Source organism: gamma proteobacterium symbiont of Scutellera amethystina (assembly GCF_059730845.1).
Window position 1 is genome coordinate 1,718,265 of the sequence record NZ_AP035935.1, and the last position, 15,421, is coordinate 1,733,685.

The 15,421-nt window shown below is 56.9% G+C and carries 18 protein-coding genes; 2 read left to right on the forward strand and 16 right to left on the reverse strand.

Annotated features, from left to right (window positions below; genetic code table 11):
- Positions 1-196 precede the first annotated feature (196 nt).
- Positions 197-430 (reverse strand): YodD family protein, encoded by a 234-nt coding sequence (locus AC6I79_RS07815; protein WP_058757390.1) that lies wholly within the window; start codon positions 428-430, stop codon positions 197-199.
- Between the two features lie 315 nt (positions 431-745).
- Between AC6I79_RS07815 and AC6I79_RS07820 the strand changes: the two genes are divergently transcribed.
- Both AC6I79_RS07820 and dsrB read left to right on the forward strand, forming a co-directional pair.
- Complete coding sequence (locus AC6I79_RS07820) at positions 746-904, forward strand: YqaE/Pmp3 family membrane protein (RefSeq protein ID WP_021509855.1); 159 nt, start codon at positions 746-748, stop codon at positions 902-904.
- Positions 905-971: 67 nt separating this feature from the next.
- Positions 972-1,169, forward strand: a complete 198-nt coding sequence (gene dsrB / locus AC6I79_RS07825) for a protein DsrB (RefSeq protein WP_010618650.1) — start codon at positions 972-974, stop codon at positions 1,167-1,169.
- 214 nt (positions 1,170-1,383) lie between these two features.
- Here the strand turns inward: dsrB and AC6I79_RS07830 are convergent, their stop codons facing one another.
- The 15 genes from AC6I79_RS07830 to fliF form a co-directional block, all read right to left on the reverse strand.
- Positions 1,384-3,087: a methyl-accepting chemotaxis protein gene (locus AC6I79_RS07830; RefSeq protein ID WP_498010234.1), complete on the reverse strand. Its 1,704-nt coding sequence runs from the start codon at positions 3,085-3,087 to the stop codon at positions 1,384-1,386.
- Positions 3,088-3,250: 163 nt separating this feature from the next.
- Positions 3,251-3,886, reverse strand: coding sequence for a transcriptional regulator RcsA (gene rcsA / locus AC6I79_RS07835; protein ID WP_021509858.1), 636 nt, complete (start codon positions 3,884-3,886; stop codon positions 3,251-3,253).
- A gap of 627 nt (positions 3,887-4,513) precedes the next feature.
- Positions 4,514-5,302: a flagellar biosynthetic protein FliR gene (gene fliR / locus AC6I79_RS07840; RefSeq protein ID WP_021509859.1), complete on the reverse strand. Its 789-nt coding sequence runs from the start codon at positions 5,300-5,302 to the stop codon at positions 4,514-4,516.
- The gene (gene fliQ, locus AC6I79_RS07845; protein WP_010618647.1) at positions 5,302-5,571 is read right to left on the reverse strand and encodes a flagellar biosynthesis protein FliQ; all 270 of its coding nucleotides are present in this window, start codon (positions 5,569-5,571) and stop codon (positions 5,302-5,304) included. The genes fliR and fliQ overlap by 1 nt, the downstream gene beginning before the upstream one ends.
- A gap of 41 nt (positions 5,572-5,612) precedes the next feature.
- Positions 5,613-6,347 (reverse strand): flagellar type III secretion system pore protein FliP, encoded by a 735-nt coding sequence (fliP, locus tag AC6I79_RS07850; RefSeq protein WP_031280176.1) that lies wholly within the window; start codon positions 6,345-6,347, stop codon positions 5,613-5,615.
- A complete protein-coding gene (fliO, locus tag AC6I79_RS07855) occupies positions 6,347-6,742 on the reverse strand; it encodes a flagellar biosynthetic protein FliO (RefSeq protein ID WP_058757392.1) in 396 nt (131 codons plus the stop codon). The genes fliP and fliO overlap by 1 nt, the downstream gene beginning before the upstream one ends.
- Positions 6,743-6,744: 2 nt before the next feature.
- Positions 6,745-7,155: a flagellar motor switch protein FliN gene (gene fliN / locus AC6I79_RS07860; RefSeq protein ID WP_021509862.1), complete on the reverse strand. Its 411-nt coding sequence runs from the start codon at positions 7,153-7,155 to the stop codon at positions 6,745-6,747.
- Complete coding sequence (gene fliM / locus AC6I79_RS07865) at positions 7,148-8,155, reverse strand: flagellar motor switch protein FliM (protein WP_021509863.1); 1,008 nt, start codon at positions 8,153-8,155, stop codon at positions 7,148-7,150. The genes fliN and fliM overlap by 8 nt, the downstream gene beginning before the upstream one ends.
- A gap of 4 nt (positions 8,156-8,159) precedes the next feature.
- Positions 8,160-8,645 (reverse strand): flagellar basal body-associated protein FliL, encoded by a 486-nt coding sequence (gene fliL / locus AC6I79_RS07870; protein WP_021509864.1) that lies wholly within the window; start codon positions 8,643-8,645, stop codon positions 8,160-8,162.
- A gap of 130 nt (positions 8,646-8,775) precedes the next feature.
- Positions 8,776-10,041 carry a flagellar hook-length control protein FliK gene (locus AC6I79_RS07875; protein ID WP_498027676.1) on the reverse strand — a complete coding sequence of 422 codons (1,266 nt, stop codon included), beginning with the start codon at positions 10,039-10,041 and terminating at the stop codon, positions 8,776-8,778.
- Positions 10,038-10,481 carry a flagellar export protein FliJ gene (fliJ, locus tag AC6I79_RS07880; RefSeq protein WP_021509866.1) on the reverse strand — a complete coding sequence of 148 codons (444 nt, stop codon included), beginning with the start codon at positions 10,479-10,481 and terminating at the stop codon, positions 10,038-10,040. Before fliJ ends, AC6I79_RS07875 begins: the two co-directional genes overlap by 4 nt.
- Before the next feature lie 24 nt (positions 10,482-10,505).
- Positions 10,506-11,861, reverse strand: a complete 1,356-nt coding sequence (gene fliI / locus AC6I79_RS07885; RefSeq protein WP_021509867.1) for a flagellar protein export ATPase FliI — start codon at positions 11,859-11,861, stop codon at positions 10,506-10,508.
- Positions 11,861-12,565 carry a flagellar assembly protein FliH gene (gene fliH / locus AC6I79_RS07890; protein WP_058771154.1) on the reverse strand — a complete coding sequence of 235 codons (705 nt, stop codon included), beginning with the start codon at positions 12,563-12,565 and terminating at the stop codon, positions 11,861-11,863. Before fliH ends, fliI begins: the two co-directional genes overlap by 1 nt.
- On the reverse strand, positions 12,558-13,550 hold the full coding sequence (fliG, locus tag AC6I79_RS07895) for a flagellar motor switch protein FliG (RefSeq protein ID WP_021509869.1): 993 nt from the start codon (positions 13,548-13,550) through the stop codon (positions 12,558-12,560). The genes fliH and fliG overlap by 8 nt, the downstream gene beginning before the upstream one ends.
- Entirely contained in the window at positions 13,547-15,268 is a 1,722-nt protein-coding gene (gene fliF / locus AC6I79_RS07900; protein ID WP_058771155.1) for a flagellar basal-body MS-ring/collar protein FliF, read from the reverse strand. Before fliF ends, fliG begins: the two co-directional genes overlap by 4 nt.
- Positions 15,269-15,421 lie beyond the last annotated feature (153 nt).

The window sequence follows — 15,421 nt, forward strand, 5'->3', positions numbered from 1 at the left end:
AATGTCAGCCGTAGCGCGATGTTTTCGGTAACAGCAGTGCATGATTATGCAGATTTGTTCGAATTGCGTGCAGAATTGAGACTTGTCTTACTTCAGCTAAGGCGTACTCTGAAGCGGTGTTAAGATTTTCCTGGTGTAACGAATTTATTCTTTTTTCAACCCGGCCAGCGTGCCGGGTCTTTTTTTGAAATCGATTTCAGCGGTTCACTTCGGTGATGGTGAAATCACGAATATCGAGTTCAAACGCCTCGGCCAGTTCGGTGTAGGAGTCAAACGCTTCGCCATTCACCTTCACACGGTGCGCATCTTCAGCCTGCATAAACTCCTGCACTTCACCTGACGTTTTTTTCTGAATCGCTTCCAGCAGCGCGTCCACGTCGATGTTCACTTCGCGCTGCACGTTATCGCTGTACTCTTTTGCTGTAGCCATGACAGCCTCCCGGAGGCAAACGGATTCCTGACAAGTATAGACGGTGACAGCGGGCGAGGGACGTGGACGGGAAACGGGCAAAAAAAAGCCCGCGCTGCGCGGGCAAAATCCTTGTTACTTTTAGGTTGACTGCCCCTTTGGGGTTGGTGCAGTGCTGACAAGTGTACGAGGGTGCCGCGTCAAAAGTCTTTCCGGGAAACGTTAAGAAAGTGAAAAGCCCGGCTTTGACACTTCTTTACCCGCTGCATTCCCCATTCTGGCGTAAAGCAGCTATGCTTACAGCTGGTTGATTATTATGGTTATCAGGGAGTTAGTATGGATTTAATTCGGATTATTATTGCCATCCTGTTGCCACCGCTGGGCGTGTTTTTACAGGTCGGCTTTGGCGGCGCCTTCTGGCTCAACATTCTGCTGACGCTGTGTGGTTACATCCCCGGCATCGTGCATGCGGTGTGGGTAATCGCCCGCCGCTGATCGCGATCAGGCAGCGCTGACTATCTTCCGTTACACTATGCGCAGGACTGTTTCTGGAGAGAAATCAATGAAGGTCAATGACCGGGTAACGGTAAAAACCGACGGCGGCCCACGTCGCGTCGGTACTGTGCTGGCTGTGGAAGGCTTTAATGAGGGCACCATGTATCTGGTAGCGCTGGAGGATTACCCGCTGGGGATCTGGTTCTTTAATGAGAGCGATCACGCCGAAGGCGTGTTTGTTGAGCCGTATGCGGGGGAAGGGTAGTGTGGTTTTGTGCTCAGATTGCTTTCAGGTTGCCCTCACCCTAACCCTCTCCCGCACGCGGGAGAGGGAACCGTTCAGCGACGATGCTTAGTAATAAGTTGTTCCTGAAGCGTTGAGTGAAAACCATACTCAACAGCCGCACGGACAGCCCCCTCTCCCGCAAGCGGGAGAGGGATGGGGTGAGGGAAAAATACCGCACCCCAGCTCACTCCTCTTAAAACGTCTCCCAGTTATCATTGCCCGCTGCAGCCAGCGTCGGACGTGGAGCGAGCGCTGGCGCTTTCAGCGCTGGCTGTGGCGCAGCGGTCACAAGCGAAGCTGGCGTATCATTCAGGCGGAACACCGCCACCGCCTGCGTCAGTTTACCGGCCTGATCTTCCAGCGAAGCCGCAGCTGAAGAGGCTTCCTCCACCAGCGAGGCGTTCTGCTGCGTCACGTTATCCATCTCGGTCACCGCCAGGCTGACCTGCTGAATACCACGGCTCTGCTCATCAGACGCTGCCGCAATCTCGGCCATAATGTCGGTAACGCGGCGCACCGCTTCGACAATCTCGCCCATGGTGCTGCCGGCTTCACCGACCTGATGCGAGCCGTTACTGATCAAATCCACCGACTCGGCAATCAGCGACTCAATCTCTTTCGCTGCCTGCGCACTGCGCTGCGCCAGATTGCGTACTTCACTGGCGACCACGGCGAAGCCACGGCCCTGTTCGCCGGCGCGTGCGGCTTCTACCGCGGCGTTGAGCGCCAGGATATTGGTCTGGAAGGCGATACTGTTAATGACGTTGGTAATCTCGGCGATTTTCTTCGAGCTGCCGGAGATGTTATTCATGGTTTTCACCACACCGCTCACCAGTTCACCACCGCTGCGCGCTTTGCCAGACGCATCGGCGGCCAGCTGGCTGGCGTGATGGGCGTTTTCGGCGTTCTGCTTCACCGTGGCGGTGAGCTGCTCCATGCTGGCGGCAGTCTGCTCCAGCGCAGAAGCCTGCTGCTCGGTGCGTGATGACAGATCGGTGTTACCTGCGGAGATCTCGCTGGAACCCTGATAAATCGCCACCGCGCCTTCACGGACGGTGCCAACGGTGCGCACCAGCGACGCCTGCATCAGCTGCAGGTTGTGCAGCAGGCTGCCAATTTCGTTGCGACCATAGGCCTGCTCGGGGGCGGTGAGATCGCCCTGCGCGATGCGCTCAATGCGACCCACCGACAGGCGCAGCGGATTGATCACCACGCGGCGCAGGAATACGAAGGTGAGCAGCACCAGCAGCAGCGCGGCGGCAAAAGCCGCAGCCATCGCGATAAAACCGACGCGCGACTGATGCGCCGCTTCGGCGTTAATCGCTTCGGCGCGCTCGGTGCGGATCTTAATCGCCTTCAGCAGCACGGCATTATAGGCATCATCCAGCTTGCGCGTGACATCGGTCTCCTGAGCGACAATCCCCTCAAAGCTGCCCTGTTTCGCCGATTCGATCATCGGCTTCAGGCCTTTATCAATATAGGCGTTGAAGCTGGTGGTGAGCGGACCGTCGAGCGCCAGGTCAGCCGGCGTCTTCATTTTGCGATCCATATAAATTTTGAAGCCCTCGCGCGCCTGCTTAATGCGCGTTTCGGTGCGCGCCAGATCGGCACGATAGCCATCCATTTCACCGATGCGCGCCGCCGCGCCCGACTGCAGTACATTAAGGCGTGCGGTTCGCAGATGGTTTGAGCTGTTAGAAATGCCCATGCGCACCTGAATCTCATCGGTGGCGTCATTGAGGGAATTATTGCTCTGAATCAGAAAGTAGCTGGCGAGTCCAATGCACAGGGCAAAAAGCAGCAGAATGCCACCAAAGATCATGCTGAACAGAGGCATCAGGCGTAGGTTTTGCCAGATGCTGAGCTTATGTTGCTCATCTATCGATGCTGTTTTCATTTCCTTGCTCTCATAGTGGTAAGGGGTTCTGAAAACAAGCATCGGCAGCAGGGGATAAAGGCTTAGCGGGGAAGTGGGATCGCGCTCGCAAAACGCTCAAAAATAATCAAGGCCAGTAGCAGGGACTGGCCTTGACCACAAAGCGTATTATCGTAAGGTGAAATTATCGCACGTTGACATAAATGCCCGAGGTAACATTATCTGTCAGGCGCACCACATGATAAATAACCTGTTTATTGTGCGTTTTAATTTTGCGTTTAATATTGCCTTTATGTGACGAAACAGTTTTCGCTTTGATTTGCATCTTATCCGAAATCTGAATGGTGTCATGACCTGACATCCACATTTTCAGCATATTCGATTCAGTCTGGCTCAATGTCAGTGGATGAATATCCAGCCCGGCAGAAATGCGCGGTGACGCATTGAGTTTCTTTTGCAGGTAGGTGCCCAGCAGGGAGTCCAGTGTCGATGTTTTTATCGATTTTGACGTAATAATCAGGTTCTTACGAACGTAGAGGTATTCCTCAAAATGGATATTCGAGATCGCCATAAAAATAAAGAATAGCGTATCCGGATGCTGCATGATAATAGAACGAATGCGATCGCTGGAATCGGATTCGTGAATAAAGCATTCTTCGTTAATAAATACTACGCCCGGTTTTAATTGCTCACACCGTTGTTGCAATTGTTCGATGTCAGACACGGAAGTAATATTTTTCTTTTTGACTCCTTTTGCCGACATATAGTCTGACAAACCCAGGCGTGTGTAGTTACATGAATCCATAATAATCGTTGGCATTATAGCGACCCTCACCAATTTGTTATCCGTTTAAATCAACGATGAATACGCGTTTGCGGTACGAGAGAGATTTCCAAAGACACTTTTTTATTCTGCTCGGCAGACTGGCGTAATGCATTCCTGCGCCATCTTGACTCGTCCCTGACCCGTTCTGCGAAGTTTATTGTGTTGCTTCCACGTCACTCTTGTCCCCGCGATAGTGGGAATCGCCGGGAATTTGGTTTATGTGTTTCTTTCGCTCTGTTTTGAGAGCCCTGTCACTATCGCGCAAGTCACAGACAAATCTGATAGGACAATTCTTAAAAACATTTGAATCGCGAAAGTGTGACGTTTCAGCGAGTGTTGACAATGCCGGAAAAAAGGGATTTAGACAAGAAAAATCGCTGTAATATTTTTTTTGTTTAAAAACAGCCCTTTGAGCATTTTATCAACCGATTCACAAGCTTAACCGGCTTAGGAATCGTCTGACTAAAATACGCGAAGCGCCGTTTAATAAGAATAATTTTCACCATAAATGCGCATTTATCAGAATATCCTCAGTTGATTTCTGAAAAATATGGTTCGAAAAATGCACAGAATGTTTTTGATTACTTAACTATCGTATAAGAAGGTTAACAGTATCGTTAATCAACGGGCAGGGGAAAGTTCTGATACAAACTGCGCGAGTAAATCAAAGACTTCACCGAACAGATGTTCACAGAAAGGTGCAAGCAACGGCATCATCATACCCAGACTCAGGATCCCTACCGTTAAGGTGATTGGGAAGCCGATGGCGAAAACCGACAGCTGAGGTGAAACGCGGTTTAACAAACCTAGTGCCAGGTTTAGCGTGAGGAGCAGAATTATTAAGGGTAGCGCTAACATCATGCCATTAAGGAAAATTAAGCTGGCGGCTTTGGTCAGCGCCATGAAGGCGTTGGCGTTGAGTGGCTGATCGTTAATCGGCAACGTGTGAAAACTGTCCACCAGTAACGAGATCAACCACAGGTGACCGTTGAAGGTCAGGAACAGCAGCATCGCCAGCATGTCGAGAAAACGGGCCAGCAGCGGCATGTTGATCCGGCTGTTCGGGTCGAGCAGGGTGGCAAAAGAGAGACCCATCTGTAGACCAATCATCTCACCGGCCAGCCGCACGGCAGAAAAAGCCAGCTGCATGGTCAGACCAATCCCCACGCCAATCAGCAGCTGCTGCACCAGCATCCAGAAACCGGCCGGGGTAAACAGCGTCACTTCGACCGGCGGCAGCAGCGGCATCAGAATCCAGGTGGTGACTACCGCCAGTCCAATTTTGACCCGTTTTGGAATCGAACGTTCATTCAGCAGCGGCGCGCTGGCAAACAGCGCCAGCAAACGCACCATCGGCCAGAAGAATTGCGCCACCCAGTGCACCAGCTGGCTGCTGTCGAGGGTGACCATTAGCCGATGATGTAAGGCAGGTTGCTGAACAGGGTACGGATGTAGTCCAGCATCAGGTTGAGCATCCACGGTCCGGCCACCACGGCGGTGGCCGCAACGGCAAGAATTTTCGGGATAAACGACAGTGTCTGTTCGTTAATCTGCGTTGCCGCCTGCAGAATACTGATCAGCAAACCGCTCACCATCGCCACCAGCAGCAGCGGAGCGGCCATCATCAGGGCGATACGCATCGCTTCCTGGCCCATTACCATTACCGATTCCGGTGTCATGTTGCGCTCCTGTCGAGAGAAAGGTGAGGGCGGCAAGCCACTCAGGAGTAAAAACTTTGCGCCAGCGATCCCACCAGCAGCTGCCAGCCATCCACCAGCACGAACAGCATCAGCTTAAACGGCAGCGAAATCGTGGCCGGCGGCACCATCATCATTCCCAGCGCCATCAGTACGCTGGCGACCACCAGGTCGATGATCAGAAACGGAATAAAGACGGTGAAACCAATCTGGAAAGCGGTTTTCAGCTCACTGGTGACATAGGCGGGCAGCAGAATGCGCATCGGCACCGCTTCCGGACCCTGAATCGGCGCGCTGTTGGCGAGACGGGCGAACAGGGCCAGGTCGGCTTCGCGCGTCTGGCGCAGCATGAACTCACGCAGCGGCTGGGCACCTTTGTCGATCGCCACGTCCATGCTGATTTTGTCCTGGCTGAACGGCAGATAGGCATCGGTGTAAATCTTGTCGAAGGTCGGCGCCATGATAAAGAAAGTCAGAAACAGCGCGAGACCCAGCATCACCTGATTCGGCGGCGCGGATGGCGTGCCCAGTGCGTTACGCAGCAGACCAAACACAATAATGATGCGGGTGAAACTGGTCATCATCAGCAACACCGCCGGAATAAAGGTCAGCGAGGTAATGAAGACCAGCGTTTGCACCGGCAGCGACCAGCTCTGGCCGCCATTGGCCAGCGGCTGGCTGATCAAACCCGGCAGCTGCGCATGGGCAGCCGGTGCCAGCAGCATCAGCAGCGGCAGAAGAGGGAGCAATCGACGCATCATTGGGGTTTTCCGGGACGTTTAACCAGGTTCTGAAACAGCTGACGAAAATCCTGCGGCGCCGCGCTGACGGGCAGGGATGCCTCCGGTGGCAGCGGCGGCAGCGAGTGCAGATGGGTGATCTGCTGAGCGGTGACGCCCAGCACTAAACGCGCATCGGCGGTATCAACAATCACCACCCGCTCCTGACGGCCAACCTGCACGCTGGCGCTGACTTTCAGCGCCTGGCCGCTCACCGCTTTCGGCGCAAAGCCGAGGCGTTTCGCCAGCCAGCCGCAGGCCAGAATCAGCAGCACGATCACCGCCAGCACGCTGCTGACTTGCCCAACAACCGAACTGGTGGACACCACCGGCTGGGCGTGAGCGGGCTGAACGGTTTGCGCGTTTTTTAACATGATTAGCGGCTCAGACGACGCATACGTTCGGACGGGGTAATAATGTCGGTGATGCGCACGCCATATTTGTCGTTCACCACCACCACTTCACCCTGCGCGATCAGATAGCCGTTGATCAGGATGTCCAGCGGCTCGCCGGCCAGGCCATCAAGCGCCACCACCGAACCCTGCGTCAGGCGCAGCAGCTCTTTGATGGTCATCTTGGTACGGCCCAGTTCCACGGTCAGTTTGACCGGAATATCCATGATCAGATCGATGTCCTGCAGCGAGCCGCTGGCGGCGCTGGCCTCAAGCGACTTAAATACGTTATCGCCTGGCTCCGCTGCACTGCTGGTCGCCGCCTGCTCGTTCATCGCTTCAGCCCACAGATCGTCCGCAGAGATATCATCGGACGGTTTTTTGCTGTCACTCATTGGGCTGTTCCTCATTCAGCGAATTCAAAATCGGGTTAATCAGATGTTCTACACGCAGCGCATACTGGCCGTTGAGCGTGCCATACTGGCTCGTCAGTACCGGTACGCCGTCGACGTGGGCAATGATGCGGTCCGGCTTCTCAATGGGCAGGACGTCACCAGGTTTCAGTTGCAAAATACGTGACAGACGCAGCGACGTTTCAGCGAAGTGGGCAATCAGCTCCAGCTCCGAGTGCTGCACCTGTTTCACCAGATTGTCTCGCCAGTGGTTATCTTCCTGACGCGAGTTCTCCAGCGGTGGATTGACCAGCAGCTCGCGCAGCGGCTCAATCATCGAAAACGGAATACAGATATTGAACTCACCCACCAGGTTGCCAATCTCCACCTGGAACGGCGTGTTGACCACGATATCGTTCGGTGAGGTGGTGATGTTGGTGAACTTCACCTGCATTTCAGAACGCACGTATTCCACTTCCAGCGGATAAATGGCTTTCCATGCGTCGCTGTAGCCTTCCAGCGCCAGTTTGAGCATGCGGCGAATCACGCGCTGCTCGGTGTGGGTGAACTCACGGCCTTCCACTTTGGTCGGAAAACGACCGTCGCCGCCAAACAGGTTATCCACGGCGATAAACACCAGGCTCGGCGAGAACACCACCAGCGCAGTCCCCCGCAGCGGCTGCAGGTGAATCAGGTTCAGGTTGGTTGGCACCGGCAGGTTGCGGGCAAACTCATGGTACGGCTGAATCTTGATTGCCCCTACGCTGATATCCGGGCTGCGGCGCAGCAGGTTGAACAGCGCCATACGAAAATGACGGGCAAAACGCTCATTGATGATCTCCAGCGCCTGCAGACGCTCGCGCACCACGCGACGCTGGGTATTGGGATCATAGGGGCGGATATCGCCATCGGCCCCTTTGGAACTGTTCTCTACTTCCGCACTGTCACTGTCGCCATTGAGCAGCGCGTCAATCTCAGCCTGGGAGAGAATGCTATCGCCCATTAAGTCACCTCAAAATGAAGGCGGTAAACAGCACGTCACTGACTACCTGCGCAGGTTGACCTTTTACCAGCGGTGGCGCCAGCACCTGTTTGATCTGTTCAACCAGGGCCTGTTTGCCTTGCTCGGTTGCCAGCGCGCTGGCGCTCTGACGTGAAAGCAGCAGCAGCAAACGGCTGCGCACCTCAGGCAGGTAGTCATTCAGCCGACGACGGGTATCCTCATCCGGCAGACGCAGGGTAAAGCCTACGTACAGCACGCGATCGGGATCGTTATCGGGATTGACCAGGTTAACCGTAAACGTATCCATTGCAAAAAATACCGGGGCGGGCGGTGGCTCCACTTTGGCAGCCTCCGGCTTGTCACCCTCGTGTTTATTCATCATTCGCCAGACTGCATAGCCTGCCACGCTGCAAGCGGCCAGCGTTACAATCAGTAACACCGGAATTAGTAATGAACGTTTGCGGCCTTTAGCTTTCGCGTTATCAGACATGTTTGCAGTTACTTCCTGTGAATTATGGGCAAGCCTCTCGGCTTACCTGGACAGATTATCCCGCGTCTTAAGTCAAACAATGGGAAGAAAAGACGCGGGTTTTACGCTTACCTTCAGCGTTTAGTCGCTGTCAGGCAAAGATATCGACAGCGCCGTTGCCGGTCGCGCGCGCCTGGAGGGCTGCCGGGACGGCAATAGGCGTTATCTCGTTGTCACTGTCCTGGGAGAGGGTAAAGCTGCCGTACTGGCCGTCGCGACGTCCTTCCTGCTGGCCCTGATAACTCTGGCCCTGTGCGAAGGCGTCGCTGTTGACGTTACTCTGTCCCAGGTTAATGCCGCTCTCCGCCAGCGCCGTACGCAGCTGTGGGAGCGCCGCTTCCAGCGCGGCCCTCACATGGCTGTGGCTGGAAACCATTGTTAACTGTGCCTGATCTTTATCCAGCGTCAGGCTGATCTGTATCGCGCCGAGGTCTTCCGGATGCAGACGTAATTCGGCGTTCTGCTGGCCGTTACGGCTGAACATCACAATCTGCTGGCTCAGCGCCTGCTGCCACTCGTTGCTGCCCAGCTGCGCATTCAGCATCGGCGTGGAAGGCGCGCTGCTGGTGCTGGCCGTGGTGCTGACCAGCGGACTGGTACTGCTCAGCGGGCTGCTGATGGCCGGCGCGCTGCTGTCATGGCTGCTGAGCATCTCGCGCCGCTCTTCCGGTTTACTCAGCGTGCTCAGCACCTGCTGAAAACTCTCATCCAGCGTCATACCGCTGTTGCTGGCCGGCGTGCCGCTGGCGGCCGCGCTCTGCACCGGGCTATGGCTGACACCGGTCAGGCTGGTCAGCGCATTGCCGCCTTTAGATTGCTGGCCATCCGGCTTCGCCTGTTCCTCTTTCAGCGCACTTTGCAGCGAACTGTTAAGTAACGCAGCGTTTAAGCTGGTGCGCGCCTCACCCCGGGTTTCCAGCGCGGTGCTGTTATCCGCTGGCGGGCTGCTGCGGTTTTCGACCACCGCTGGCAACATGGCAAACAGCGCCTGCACATTCTGTAAGTCGCTGGCAGTTAACGAACTTGCTGCGCGCTTGTCATTATCATCGGCTGATTTCAGTCCGGCTTTAGTGTTTTCCGGCTGTAAAAGTGCGTTTAACGCCTCTGGTTTGTCCAGTGCCTGCAGCAGGGCGCTTAATGACGCTTTTGTGACGTTTTTCGCGTCAATTTCTGCCGCCAGATCAGCGGATTGCGCGCCATTTCCCTGCTGCTTAACCAGCGTCAGCAGGCGGTTGCCCAGCTCAGTAATAAATCCCTGCGGCAGGGTGTCAGCAGCGGACAGATTGTCCACTGCCGATGAAGGTTGTGCTTTGCCGGTTTTAGCAAGCTGTGTCAGCAGTGTTGGCAGCGTGTTCATTCGCCTTTCCTCAATGCGGCCCGTTGGGCAAATTCATCCATCCGTTTCTGATCGAGACGGCTTTCCTGTCGTAATGCGTTCTCTTCCGCGCGGGTAATCAGCGTCTGATAGGCATTCAGCTTCTTATGCTTTTCACGCCAGTTGCTCAGCGCCTGTTCCAGCCGCTGGTTCCACTGATTAAGCTGCTGGCGATGCTGTTCGATGGCTTTTTCCAGCGTCTGAATAAACTGGTGATAATTGCTCCAGCGCGTGCTGGCGATGCCGCCGGACATATCCTGATTGAGCTTATTACGGTACTCATCCTGGTAATCGAGCAGCATGCTGAGCTGCTGATCGGCCTGCTGCTGACCGCGACGCATGTCGCCGAGGTGGATCACCGCCTGTTCCAGATCCTGCTCCGCCAGGTCGCGCAGCGTATCAATCGCATTGGCTGTCTTCATCGCGTTACCTCAAGTCGGGCGGCGTTAGCCGAACATCGCCTGCAGGTGCAGACAGGCATCGTCATAATCGCTGCGTTCAAAAATGCCCTGCTGCAGGAAAGCTTCCATCTGCGGATAGAGCTTAATGGCCCGGTCCAGCATCGGATCGCTGCCTGCGGCATAAGCGCCGACGCTCACCAGATCGCGGTTACGCTGAAAGCTGGAGAGCAACTGCTTGAACTGGCGCACACGCGCATAGTGGGTTTCATCAATCAGCGAGGTCATGGCACGGCTGATCGACGCTTCAATATCAATGGCCGGATAGTGACCGGCCTCAGCCAGGCGACGCGACAGCACAATGTGGCCGTCAAGAATAGCGCGCGCTGAGTCGGCAATCGGGTCCTGCTGGTCGTCGCCTTCAGTCAGTACGGTATAGAACGCGGTGATTGAACCGCCGCCGTGAATGCCGTTGCCGGCGCGTTCTACCAGCGCCGGCAGCTTCGCGAACACCGATGGCGGATAGCCTTTGGTGGCCGGCGGCTCGCCGATTGCCAGGGCGATCTCACGCTGCGCCATGGCGTAGCGGGTGAGGGAGTCCATAATCAGCAGCACGTGCTGACCGCGATCGCGGAAATCTTCGGCGATGCGCGTGGCATAAGCGGCCCCCTGCATACGCAACAGCGGCGAAACGTCGGCCGGCGCGGCGATCACCACCGAGCGCGCGCGCCCTTCGGCGCCAAGAATGTTCTCGATAAACTCTTTAACTTCGCGGCCACGTTCACCAATCAGGCCCACCACGATGACGTCGGCTTTGGTGTAACGCGCCATCATGCCGAGCAGCACCGATTTCCCCACGCCGGAGCCGGCAAACAGCCCCATACGCTGGCCGCGGCCCACGGTGAGCAGGGCGTTGATCGCCCGCACGCCGGTATCCAGCACATCGTGGATCGGCGTACGCTGCAGCGGGTTGAACGGCGCGGTGATCAGCGGCGCGCGGTAGCCGGTTTCCGGCGCGGGCAGGCCATCCAGAGGTTTGCCGCTGCCGTCCAGCACGCGGCCGAGTAGCTCCGGCCCCAGCAGCAGCTGTTTACCGCTGTGATCGCCGTGCACGCGGGCATATACACGCGCGCCGGGCAGAATGCCATCGACCTCTTCCAGCGGCATCAGAAACAGTTTCTGGCCGTTGAAGCCGACCACTTCGCTTTCCACTTCGGTAATCGTGCCGTTGTCGTGGCGCTCAATAATGCAGGTGGCGCCCAGCGGCAGCTGCAGGCCAGTGGCTTCCAGCACCAGACCGGTGGCACGCGTCAGGCGGCCATAGCGGCGCACCGTCTGCACCTGACTGATGCGGTCTTCAAAACTGTCGAGCGCGCCCAGCCAGCGCGAAAGGCGTGACGTCATCAGAATGCTCCCGGTGCCGCCAGACGGCACAGCTCCTGCCAGCGCGTGGCGACGCTGGCATCCAGATCGCCGTCTTCGGCGCTGAGTTTACAGCCGCCGGGATGCAGCGAACTGTCGGCCAGCAAACGCCAGCCATGTAAATCGAGCGTTGGGCCCAGCGTCTGCTCAACGCGCTGCAGATCGTCCGGGTGCACGCGCAGCTGCGGTTTGCCGCTGAACATCGGCTCCTGCTGAATCAGCTGCTGGATCTGGCGCAGCAGGGCGCTGCCATCCACCTGCGTTGCCTGGCCAATCACCGTGCGCGCCGCTTCCAGCGCCAGCTGCATCAGGCGCGACGCAATCACGCTATCCAGCGCTTCCAGCGTGTGATGGAACTCGGTGACCAGCTGCTGCATACGCGCCTGCAGCGGAGCCTGCTGCTGCTGGGCATCGGCCAGTCCCTGCTGGAACCCGGCGTCATAGCCGTTTTGCTGCGCTTCGGCGAAGCCTTTCTGATAACCTTCGCTGTAGCCCTGCGTCTGCGCATCTTTACGCATCTGCTGCTGCAGACGTTCCAGCTGCTGCTGCTGTTCATCTTCCTCGCTCAGCACGAGGTCGTTGTCCGGCTCGTCCGCCAGCAGCAGTTCAGGTTCGGGCGGCTGCGGTGCGCCTAAATCATCAGGCTGCCAGCGCTGCCATGCACGGGCGGAAAAGGCATCAGACATAGGTTTCCTCGCCACCACCAATTACCATCTCGCCTGCTTCCGCCAGACGGCGCACGATAAGCAGGATTGCTTTCTGTTCGTTCTCCACCGCGGACATACGGACCGGGCCACGGTTGGCGAGGTCGTCGCGCAGGATATCGGCGGCACGCGCCGACATGTTTTTGAGGAATTTCTCGCGCAGCGGCTGCTCGGCGCCTTTCAGGGCAATCAGCAGCTGCTCGGACTCCACTTCCTGCAACAGACGCTGGATGCTGCGGTCGTCCACTTCCACCAGGTTTTCGAACAGGAACATCTCGTCGATAATCTTCTGCGCCAGCTCGCCATCGAAGTCGCGTACTGCTTCGATAACCGCTTCTTCCTGCTGGGTTTTCATCAGGTTGATGATTTCCGCTGCGGTTCTCACGCCGCCCATCTTCGCGCGCTTGAGGTTGGTGCCATCCAGCAGGCCGTTGAGCACTTCGGTCAGCTCCGCCAGCGCCGCCGGCTGTACGCCGCCGAAGGTGGCGATACGCAGCATCACATCGTGGCGCAGACGCTCGTCGAACAGCGCCAGAATATCCGCCGCCTGGCCGCGCTTCAGGTGCACCAGAATGGTGGCGATAATCTGCGGGTGCTCGTCGCGGATCAGATCCGCCGCCGCTTGCGGTTCCATAAAGTTGAGGGTTTCCATGCCGCTGGTGGTTTCGCGCGTTTCGAGGATATCTTCCAGCAGGCTGGAGGCGCGCTCTTCACCCAGCGCCTTGATCAACACCGAACGCAGGTAGTCGTTGGAGTTGAGGCTTAGCGCAGCAAACTGTTCGGCATCGGTTTCGAACTCGCGCAGCACTTCGGTCAGCTGCTTGTGCGAAATCTGTTTCATGCTGGCCATCGCGGCGCTGAGGTGCTGTACCTCACGCTGGTTGAGGTGTTTAAACACCTCCGCCGCACGCTCTTCGCCAATGGTCATCATCAGAATGGCGCTCTTTTCAGTACCGGTCAGACTCATAGTTCGTTACTCATCCATTCGCGGATAACCAGCGCCACAACGCGCGGATCGTTTTCAGACATATCGCGGATGCGCTGGCTCATCACCTCGGCGCTCATGCGGTTGTTAGATTTGCGCTCCTGGTCCAGCTCGTCTTTATTGATCTGGACGCTGTAAGCGGCTTCTTCCTCACGGGCGGCAGCACGGGCAGCGGCGGCTTCGGCGGCGGCTTTCTCGGCTTCACGTTTACGCAGCAGCTGCGGACGCACCATTTTGCGGTAGAGGATGAAGGCAACCAGTGCCACCAGCAGCCAGCGACCGGCGGTCATCAGCTGATCAAAGAACGACTGCTGCTGCCAGAAGGGCAGGTCGCCGCCGGTTGGCTCGGTGGTGTTGAACTGCGAGTTCACCACGTTGACGCTGTCGCCACGCGTTTGCGAATAGCCCATCGCTTCGCGGGTCAGATCTTCAATCTGTTTGATCTGCTGATCGTTCAGCGCCACCGCTTTGCCTTTGCCGTCATCGCGGTAGTTGACCACCACGGCGACCGACAGGCGCTGCACGTCACCGACGTTGAGTTTGGTGTGACGAATGGTGCGATCCAGCTCGTAGTTCACCGTATCGTTGCGGCTGGAGCTGCTCGGGCCGCTGCTCTGCGCGGTGCTGGTCGAGGTGCCGGCATTCTGCGCGTTGTTGTTGTTCTGCTGACCGTTAGCGTTGTTATTGTTCTGCTGCTGCGGGTTGGTGACCGGCGCGGTATTGGCCGGCGCAGGCTGATTCGACAGCGCACCCGGCACGCCGCCCGGATACGGGCTGCCGTTCTGATCGCTGGTGCTGGTCTGACGTGAGCGAATCGCCGTGTTATTCGGGTTCGCATTCGGCTGATACTTCTCGTCCGTCTGCTCGCTGCGGTCAAAGTTAATCTGCGCGGTCACCTGCGCATGCACATTACCCTGACCGAGAATCGGATTCAGAATGGCTTCAATGCGCTGCTGATAGCGTGCTTCCACTTCGGAGGCATATTTCAGCTGGGCATCGTTAAGATCGCGGCCTTCGCTGTCGGAGCGCGTCAGCAGGCGACCCGCCTGATCGACCACGGTCACATTGCCTGGTGGCAGACCGGCCACGCTGCTGGAGACCATGTGCTGAATCGCCTGAATCTGGCCTTCATCCAGCGCACGGCCCGGTTGCAGGTTCAGCGTTACTGAGGCAGACGGAGATTTTTGCTCGCGCACGAACAGCGTCGGTTTTGGCATCGCCAGATGCACGCGCGCGCTCTTCACCGGTCCAAGCGTTTCGATGGTGCGCGCCAGCTCACCTTCCAGCGCACGCTGGTAGTTAATCTGCTCACTGAACTGGCTGATACCAAACTTCTCTTTATCCATCAGCTCAAAGCCTACTGAACCCCCTTTCGGCAGTCCCTGCTGGGCAAGACGCAGACGCAGCTCATGCACTTTATCGGCGGGCACCATCAGGGCGCCGCCGTTTTCAGCGAACTGGTAAGGGATGTTCATCTGGGTGAGCTGGGTAACAATCGCGCCGCCATCCTCATCAGAGAGGTTGTTATAGAGAACGCGATAGTCGGGCGCTTTGGCCCACAGCACCAGCGCCAGAACCACGGCGATAGCGGCCGCGGCAGCAACGATTAATGGAATACGCGGATTTGCGCGCAGGCGGGCGAGAAGGTCATTAAAGCCTTTCTTTGCTGTATCCTGTGTGGCGGCTGCACTCGCATTCATGACCAATTCCTGCCTGACATAATTGACCGGGTGTATGTAGGTGACAAAACTGACTCCCTGATACGCATCCCCGCCCGTTGATGCCGTGTAGCTGGCCGACGGGGTAGGGGAAAAAATGAAATTCCAATCTAATGCCTGGCATTATTTGATGAA

Excerpts from the sequence above, each read along its gene's own strand:
- fliP (WP_031280176.1), bottom strand. The coding sequence starts at position 6,347 with ATGCGTCGATTGCTCCCTCTTCTGCCGCTGCTGATGCTGCTGGCACCG.
- fliI (WP_021509867.1), bottom strand. The coding sequence starts at position 11,861 with ATGACGTCACGCCTTTCGCGCTGGCTGGGCGCGCTCGACAGTTTTGAA.
- AC6I79_RS07875 (WP_498027676.1), bottom strand. The coding sequence starts at position 10,041 with ATGAACACGCTGCCAACACTGCTGACACAGCTTGCTAAAACCGGCAAA.
- fliO (WP_058757392.1), bottom strand. The coding sequence starts at position 6,742 with ATGTTAAAAAACGCGCAAACCGTTCAGCCCGCTCACGCCCAGCCGGTG.
- fliL (WP_021509864.1), bottom strand. The coding sequence starts at position 8,645 with ATGTCTGATAACGCGAAAGCTAAAGGCCGCAAACGTTCATTACTAATT.
- fliM (WP_021509863.1), bottom strand. The coding sequence starts at position 8,155 with ATGGGCGATAGCATTCTCTCCCAGGCTGAGATTGACGCGCTGCTCAAT.
- dsrB (WP_010618650.1), top strand. The coding sequence starts at position 972 with ATGAAGGTCAATGACCGGGTAACGGTAAAAACCGACGGCGGCCCACGT.
- fliQ (WP_010618647.1), bottom strand. The coding sequence starts at position 5,571 with ATGACACCGGAATCGGTAATGGTAATGGGCCAGGAAGCGATGCGTATC.
- fliR (WP_021509859.1), bottom strand. The coding sequence starts at position 5,302 with ATGGTCACCCTCGACAGCAGCCAGCTGGTGCACTGGGTGGCGCAATTC.
- fliG (WP_021509869.1), bottom strand. The coding sequence starts at position 13,550 with ATGAGTCTGACCGGTACTGAAAAGAGCGCCATTCTGATGATGACCATT.
- fliH (WP_058771154.1), bottom strand. The coding sequence starts at position 12,565 with ATGTCTGATGCCTTTTCCGCCCGTGCATGGCAGCGCTGGCAGCCTGAT.
- fliJ (WP_021509866.1), bottom strand. The coding sequence starts at position 10,481 with ATGAAGACAGCCAATGCGATTGATACGCTGCGCGACCTGGCGGAGCAG.
- AC6I79_RS07820 (WP_021509855.1), top strand. The coding sequence starts at position 746 with ATGGATTTAATTCGGATTATTATTGCCATCCTGTTGCCACCGCTGGGC.
- AC6I79_RS07830 (WP_498010234.1), bottom strand. The coding sequence starts at position 3,087 with ATGAAAACAGCATCGATAGATGAGCAACATAAGCTCAGCATCTGGCAA.
- AC6I79_RS07815 (WP_058757390.1), bottom strand. The coding sequence starts at position 430 with ATGGCTACAGCAAAAGAGTACAGCGATAACGTGCAGCGCGAAGTGAAC.
- fliF (WP_058771155.1), bottom strand. The coding sequence starts at position 15,268 with ATGAATGCGAGTGCAGCCGCCACACAGGATACAGCAAAGAAAGGCTTT.
- rcsA (WP_021509858.1), bottom strand. The coding sequence starts at position 3,886 with ATGCCAACGATTATTATGGATTCATGTAACTACACACGCCTGGGTTTG.
- fliN (WP_021509862.1), bottom strand. The coding sequence starts at position 7,155 with ATGAGTGACAGCAAAAAACCGTCCGATGATATCTCTGCGGACGATCTG.